The 7,256-nt window shown below is 71.7% G+C and carries 5 protein-coding genes; 2 read left to right on the top strand and 3 right to left on the bottom strand.

Annotated elements, in window-relative coordinates:
* Window positions 1–350 precede the first annotated feature (350 nt).
* On the bottom strand, window positions 351–887 hold the full coding sequence (locus tag VR44_RS31675; RefSeq protein ID WP_045951067.1) for a MarR family winged helix-turn-helix transcriptional regulator: 537 nt from the start codon (window positions 885–887) through the stop codon (window positions 351–353).
* A 124-nt stretch (window positions 888–1,011) separates the two neighbouring features.
* Between VR44_RS31675 and VR44_RS31670 the strand changes: the two genes are divergently transcribed.
* Window positions 1,012–2,313: an MFS transporter gene (locus tag VR44_RS31670; RefSeq protein ID WP_045951069.1), complete on the top strand. Its 1,302-nt coding sequence runs from the start codon at window positions 1,012–1,014 to the stop codon at window positions 2,311–2,313.
* Window positions 2,314–2,375: 62 nt separating this feature from the next.
* Here the strand turns inward: VR44_RS31670 and VR44_RS31665 are convergent, their stop codons facing one another.
* Together VR44_RS31665 and VR44_RS31660 are read right to left on the bottom strand one after the other, a co-directional pair.
* Complete coding sequence (locus tag VR44_RS31665) at window positions 2,376–4,106, bottom strand: ATP-binding SpoIIE family protein phosphatase (RefSeq protein WP_045951066.1); 1,731 nt, start codon at window positions 4,104–4,106, stop codon at window positions 2,376–2,378.
* Window positions 4,107–4,277: 171 nt separating this feature from the next.
* A complete protein-coding gene (locus VR44_RS31660; RefSeq protein ID WP_052713928.1) occupies window positions 4,278–5,696 on the bottom strand; it encodes an NAD(P)/FAD-dependent oxidoreductase in 1,419 nt (472 codons plus the stop codon).
* A 342-nt stretch (window positions 5,697–6,038) separates the two neighbouring features.
* Here VR44_RS31660 and VR44_RS31655 point away from each other — a divergent pair, with 342 nt between their 5' ends.
* Window positions 6,039–6,806, top strand: a complete 768-nt coding sequence (locus VR44_RS31655) for a TetR/AcrR family transcriptional regulator (RefSeq protein WP_045951065.1) — start codon at window positions 6,039–6,041, stop codon at window positions 6,804–6,806.
* The last annotated feature ends 450 nt before the right edge of the window (window positions 6,807–7,256 follow it).

Genomic DNA, 7,256 nt, shown 5'->3' with positions numbered 1-7,256 from the left:
GTACTCACCCTCTCGGGCTTTCCTCCGGGCTTTCGTTCTTTCTTCGTTTCCGACTCTATCAGATCCTTTCGGGCCTGACCCCCAGTCAGCGGGGTTTGTCTTCCGGGCTGTTGGGCCCTTCCGACTCCTGAACTCTAGCGGATTTTCCCGGCAACCGATAATCGGGCCTTCGGAAATTAATTCGGGCATGCCGAATTCGTTCCCGGTGGGAGATCGTGCTGAGTGGGTTGCCGCAACGAGGCGGCGGATTCGTTGACCTCAGAACCTTCCGGCGCTGGGGCAACTCGAAGAACCTTACGGATCAGCGAGGGGCGTGTCAACTCGGGAGGTCAGGGCCCGCGAGGGGGCGATCAGGCGCGGGACTGGAGGTCCTCCACGCGGTCCAGGACCCGGATGAGCATGTCCCCCAGCACCCCGCGCTCGGCGGTGGAGAGGTCCTGGAGGAGGTCCTCCTCGAAGACCGTCGCCGCGCGCATCGCGTCCAGCCACTTGCTGCGGCCCTCGTCCGTCAGCTCCACGATCACGCGGACCCGGTTGGACTCGTCCCGTTCCCGGGTGACCAGACCCTCGGCCGTCATCCGGTCGATCCGGTGGGTCATCGCCGCCGGCGTGAGGCCCAGCTGCTTCGCGAGCTCGCTCGGGCCCATCCGGTACGGGGCGCCCGAGAGGACGAGGGCCTTGAGGACCTCCCACTCCGCGTTGCTGATGCCGAGGGCGGCCGTCTGGCGGCCGTACGCGACGTTCATGCGGCGGTTGAGGCGGCTGAGGGCCGAGACGACCTTCTCCACCTGGGGGTCCAGGTCCTGGAACTCGCGCTGGTAGACGGCGATCTGCTCGTCGAGGCTCGGCTCGTGGAGCGGGGTCGTGCCGTCGGGGGTGTCAGCCATGGTCCGAAGTATCCCATGAACCCGTTGGCGTCTAACTCCTTCGATGTGTAGAGTTAAACATCGAACTTTAGGTATGAAGTCTTCGGGCTTCAGCTATCAGGGCAGGTGAGAAGTGACCAAGGTGATGGGCGCCGCGATGCGGCGGATCCAGGCCGGGAACGCGCTGACCGCGTTCGGCATCGGCTTCACGGTTCCGTTCCTCTACATCTATGTGGCGCAGGTGCGGGGGCTGGGCTCCATGGCCGCCACGAGTGCGTTCGTGGCGTTCGCCCTGGGTGCTCTCATCGCACTGCCCTTCACCGGCCGGGTCATCGACCGGCGTGGTCCGGTGCCCGTGGTCATGGGTGCGGCCGTGGCCGCGTCCGTGGGTGCGCTCTCCCTCGGGCTCTCCACCGGCCTGGTGCCGATCCTGCTGTCCGCCCTGGCGCTGGGTGCCGGGCAGGCCGTGATGCAGCCGGCGCTGGCCACGATGATCGTGTGGTGCTCGACCCCGTCGACCCGTACGCGGGCCTTCGCCCTGCAGTTCTTCATGCAGAACCTGGGTCTGGGCATCGGCGGGCTCGCGGGCGGCCAGATCGTCGACGTGTCCCGGCCGGGGAGCTTCACCCTGCTGTTCGGCATCGAGGCCGTGATGTTCCTGGTGCTGGCGGGGGTGATCGCCACCGTGCGGATGCCGCAGGCGCCCAGCATCAAGGACGCGCTGCCCAAGGACCCGGCCCAGGCGGCCGGCGGCGGCTGGAAGCGGATGCTCCGGCACAAGGCCATGGTGCAGCTGTGTCTGCTGGGCTTCGTGCTCTTCTTCGCCTGCTACGGGCAGTTCGAGTCGGGTCTGGCGGCCTTCGGTACGGAGGCCGCGGGGATCTCCCCGTCCACGCTCGGGTTCGCGCTGGCCGCCAACACGGGTGCGATCGTCGTGGCGCAGTTCGTGGTGCTGAAGCTGGTGGAGAAGCGCCGCCGGTCGCGGGTGATCGCGCTGGTCGGGCTGATCTGGACGGTGGCGTGGCTGATCGCCGGGTTCTCCGGGCTGGGGCACGGCAGCGCGACGATGGCCGCCGCCGCGTTCGTGAGCACGTACGCGCTGTTCGGGATCGGTGAGGCGATGCTGTCGCCGACGCTGGCGCCGCTGGTGGCGGACCTGGCTCCGGAGGGTTCGGTCGGGCAGTACAACTCGGCGTTTGCGCTGGTCAAGCAGATGGCGCTGGCGCTGGGGCCGCTGGGCGTGCCGCTGGGTGCCGGGGTTCCGATGCTGTACGTCGGGATCTTCGTGCTGGTCTCGCTGGGGATCGCGGGGCTGGCGCTGCGGCTGGGGCGGCAGCTGAGCCCGGTGCAGGACAACCCGTCGCTGCTGGGCGGCCGGGTCGTGGCGCAGGGTCCGGCGGTGGCCGCCAAGGGTGCGGAGCAGCCGGCGGAGCGGGTCGCCGTTTAAGAGGTGTGTGGTGTGGGTGAGGCCCCGGTCCTGGTGGACCGGGGCCTCTTCCGTGTTCCGGGTTACGTGTCGGGGAGGGCGAACTCGCACCAGACGGCCTTGCCGCCGCCGGGGGTGCGGCGGGAGCCCCAGGCCGAGGCGATGGTGGCGATGATCGAGATGCCGCGGCCGGTCTCGTCGGCCGGTTCGGCGCGGCGGCGGCGCGGAAGGTGGTCGTCCCCGTCGGTGACCTCGACGATCAGACGGCGGTCGGTGCGGCGCAGGCGCAGGCGCATGGGCGGGGTGCCGTGCTGGAGGGAGTTCGCGACGAGTTCGCTGGCGGCGAGGACGCCGAGGTCGCAGAGCTCGACGGGGAAGCGCCAGGAGCTGAGGACGCCCTGGGCGAAGGCGCGGGCGCGGGGGGCGGCCTCGACTCCGCCGAGGAGTTCGAGGGCGGCGTTGTGGAAGAGCTCGGCGTCGGCTCCGGTACGGGCGGGCTGCTGGAGGACCATGACGGCCACGTCGTCGTCGTGGTCGGCGTCGACCCCGAGGGCGCGCATCAGGCGGTCGCAGATGATCGCGGGCGTGCCCTGGGCTCCGGCGAGGGCGCGTTCGAGGGCGGAGACGCCTTCGTCGATGTCCTCGCCGCGGCGTTCCACGAGGCCGTCGGTGTAGAGGACGGCGGTGGAGCCGGGGCCGAGGGCGATGGTGCCGGAGGTGTGGAGCCAGCCTCCGGTGCCGAGCGGCGGGCCGGTGGGGTCGGCGGCGCGGCGGACGGTGCCGTCCTCGTCGCGGACGAGGATGGGGAGGTGGCCGGCGGAGGCGTAGGCGAGGAGGCCTTCGTTGGGGTCGTGGACGGCGTAGACGCAGGTGGCGATCTGGCTGGCGTCGATCTCGGCGGCGAGGCCGTCGAGGAGCTGGAGGACCTCGTGCGGCGGGAGGTCGAGGCGGGCGTAGGCGCGGACGGCGGTGCGGAGCTGGCCCATGACGGCGGCGGCGCGCACCCCGCGGCCCATGACGTCACCGATGACGAGGGCGGTGCGGCCGGCGCCGAGGGTGATGACGTCGTACCAGTCGCCGCCGACGGCGGCTTCGGTGCCGCCGGGCTGGTAGGTGGCGGCGATGCGGAGGTCGTCGGGCTGTTCGAGTTCCTGGGGGAGGAGGGAGCGCTGGAGGGTGACGGCGGCCTCGCGCTGGCGGCGTTCGCTGGCGCGGAGGCGGTCGACGGCCTCGGCGTGGTCGGTGACGTCGGCGAGGTGGACGAGGATGCCGGTGTGGTGGGGGTCGGGGCGGCCGTCGGTGTCGGCTTTGGGGAACCGTACGGGGGTGCAGGTGACGGTGTAGGAGCTGCCGCCGCCGGGGGCCTGGCGGTTCTTGGCGGTGCGGGGTTTTCCGCTGCGCTGGACCTGGTCGAGGAGGGGGAGCAGGCCGAGTTCGCCGAGTTCGGGGAGGGCCTGGTGGGCGGGGGTGCCGGTGGTGCGGGGGCCGAAGCCGGCGGTGTACGCGTCGTTGACGTAGGCGACGCGGTGCTCGGGGCCGTGGACGAGGGCGACGAGGGCGGGGAGCAGTCCGAGGACCTCCTGGACGGAGAGCTCGTCGAGGGCGGGTGCGGCGGGGAGCGGGGCCGTGCCGGTGCCGGAGACGGTGGCGTCGGCGGGGCTGCCCTCGGGGGGCGCGACGGGGTGGGCGGCGGCGCCGCGGGCTGCCGGGACGGAGCCTTCACCCCTTTTGGCCTGGGCGGCGGCGTGCTCGTTCCGTGCGGCGGCGCGGCGCTGCGTTCCGGGAAACCGGGCGCTCCAGCGCGTGAAGTTCACTGCGTTCAAGCCTCGTGGTGTCGCAAGTGGTCGCGGTGTTCCTCCCGGTGGTGCCGGGAGGTGCCCCGTGTGGTCGGTCGCTTGCTGCTGTCACTCCGTGGGGCGTCACTCTGTGCAGGTGTGAGCCCACCTATGGTCACACGTCCAGTGTGGCGGACCGCACTGACAACGTCAGCCCTTGTCGTCTCCCGGGGGTGTGGGGGTGGGGCCCGGCGGGTGGTGGCGGTGGCCTCCGCCGGCGGCGAGTTCGAACTCTGCCCTGGGGTGTTCGAGGGATCCGAGGGAGACGATCTCGCGGGTGAAGAGTCCGGCGAGGGTCCATTCGGCGAGTACGCGCATCTTGCGGTTGAAGGTGGGGACGCGGCTGAGGTGGTAGGTGCGGTGCATGAACCAGGCGGGGTAGCCCTTGATCTTGCGTCCGTAGACGTGGGCGACGCCCTTGTGGAGGCCCAGGGAGGCGACGGAGCCGGCGTATTTGTGGGCGTATTCGGTGAGGGCCTCGTCGCGGAGGGCGGCGACGATGTTGTCGGCGAGCTGTTTGGCCTGGCGGACGGCGTGCTGGGCGTTGGGGGCGCATTCGCTGCCGGGTTCGGCGGCGGTGATGTCGGGGACGGCGGCGGCGTCGCCGGCGGCCCAGGCGTGTTCGACGCCTTCGACGGTGAGGAAGGAGGTGCAGCGCAGGCGGCCGCGTTCGTTCCTGGGGAGGTCGGTGGCGGCGAGGACCGGGTGGGGTTTGACGCCGGCGGTCCAGACGACGGTGCGGGTGGGGAAGCGGGAGCCGTCGCTGAGGACGGCGACGCGGTTCTCGCAGGATTCGAGGCGGGTCTCGAGGCGGACGTCGATGTTGCGGCGGCGCAGTTCGCGGACGGTGTAGGTGCCCATTTCGGGGCCGACCTCGGGGAGGATCCGGTCGCTGGCCTCGACCAGCACCCATTTCATGTCCTCGGCCTTGATGTTGTGGTAGTAGCGGGCGGCGTAGCGGGCCATGTCCTCGAGTTCGCCGAGTGCTTCGACGCCGGCGAATCCGCCGCCGACGAAGACGAAGGTGAGGGCGGCGTCGCGGATCGCGGGGTCGCGGGTGGAGGAGGCGATGTCCATCTGTTCGATGACGTGGTTGCGCAGGCCGATGGCCTCTTCCACGGTCTTGAACCCGATGCCGTAGTCGGCGAGGCCGGGGACGGGGAGGGTGCGGGAGACGGAGCCGGGGGCGAGGACGAGTTCGTCGTACTCGATCTCGTGGTCGCCGGTGCCCTCGTCGGGCGTGGCGAGGGTGGTGATGGTGGCGGTGCGTTTGGCGTGGTCGATGCGCTGGGCCTGGCCGATGACGATGCGGCAGCGGTCGAGGACGCGGCGCAGGGGGATGACGACGTGGCGGGGTGAGATCGCGCCCGCGGCGGCTTCCGGGAGGAAGGGCTGGTACGTCATGTAGGGCTCGGGGGTGACCACGGTGATCTCGGCTTCGCCGGATCTGAGCTTCCGCTGGAGGCCCAGGGCGGTGTACATGCCGACGTATCCGCCGCCGATGACGAGGATGCGCGTGCGGGGCGGGGTACCGGGGGCGTCGCCCCGCGAGTTAGCAGCCTTCACCACCCCATGACGCAACGTGGCCGGGAGTTTGTCCACAGGCCCGGCAAATTGTGTGACCGGAGGTGGGGGTGGGGCGGGGTGGTCGAGAGGGGTCAGTTGGCTGAGAAGTGCGCAGGTCAGAGCCGTCGGGGAGGGTGATTCGGGGGGCTTGCGGCGGAAAAGTGGGGGTGAATGCTCCGATCGGGCGGTGCTCCGTCGGGGGCTGCCTCTTCTGAATTGACTCTGGCTCAACTATGTTCGTATCTCGTCGAGGAGTAGGACCAGGGCCCTGATGACCGTGGCCCCCCTCGGCACGAAGGCGGGGAGTGTCTCCGGGGGGAGACAAATGATTACCGGGGGATACATATGCATATTTCCGATTTCCATGGTTCTGCCACCGCTCTGTCCGCAGAGAGCGGCGGCCGTGTGATCGCGGGCTCGACCACCCATGGCACCGGCCGCTCGACGCCGCTGCGCGTCGACGCGCAGCGCAACCTCGAGCACGTCCTGCGGGCCGCGCGCGAGGTCTTCGGCGAGCTGGGCTACGGGGCCCCGATGGAGGACGTGGCGCGGCGCGCCCGGGTCGGCGTCGGGACCGTCTACCGGCGGTTCCCCAGCAAGGACGTGCTGGTCCGGCGCATAGCCGAGGAGGAGACCGCCCGGCTGACGGAGCAGGCCAAGTCCGCTCTGGGCCAGGAGGAGGAGCCGTGGCAGGCGCTGTCGCGCTTCCTGCGGACCTCCGTGGCCTCGGGCGCGGGCCGGCTGCTGCCCCCGCAGGTGCTGCGGGTCGGCTCGGCCGAGGAGGACGCCGAGGACGAGGGCGCGGCGCGCGTTCCGCAGCAGCGGCAGGCCGTCGCGGGCGGGGCGCCGGAGCTGCGCGTCGTGGGCGCGCGGACCCCGGTCGAGGACGAGCCATCGGAGGACGCGGGCGCGGGTGCGCTGCTGGAGGTCGTCGGCCGGCTGGTGGACCGGGCGCGGGAGGCCGGTGAGCTGCGGGCCGACGTCACGGTGGCGGATGTGCTGCTGGTGATCGCGACCGCCGCGCCCGCGCTGCCGGACCCGGCTCAGCAGGCCGCCGCTTCGGCCCGGCTGCTGGACATCCTGCTCGAGGGGCTGCGTTCCCGTACGGCGTGAGCCCGGTGCGCGCCGGCCTGAGCCCGGCGCGGCCGCCCCGCTGTTGATGTCGTCGGTCCGCCCGGCCCCCGCAGGGGTGGGGGCCGGGCGGGCCGGGCGTCGGGAGGTCAACGGGGCTGCTGGAGCGGCCGGTCACTCGAAGGGGTGAGGAGCAGTCCGGAGATTCGCCGGATTGTCCCCGGATGGGTGGAGGCTGCGGAAGGCGGGCCGGGGCAGCCGTGCCGTGTGACACGCTGGATCGGTGGACCGGTCTGAGTGTGTCGTACGTGTCGTGCGGAGGCTTCCGCGATGAGCGTTGACGGACGGGACGAGTCTCCCGGTGGCGTCGGCGACGCGAGTGGCGGGGCGCCGGAGGGCGGCCTGCCCGCCCGGCAGGTCCCGGCCCAGCGCGAGCCCGCGCGGCGGCGGCACGCCGCCCCGGCGGCGGGCGGTGGCGAGCTGCCTCCGTCG

This window comes from Streptomyces katrae (assembly GCF_000966975.1).
GTDB lineage: Bacteria > Actinomycetota > Actinomycetes > Streptomycetales > Streptomycetaceae > Streptomyces > Streptomyces katrae.
Note: the sequence above shows the minus strand (reverse complement) of the source record. Positions and strands in the feature narration are given on the sequence as shown.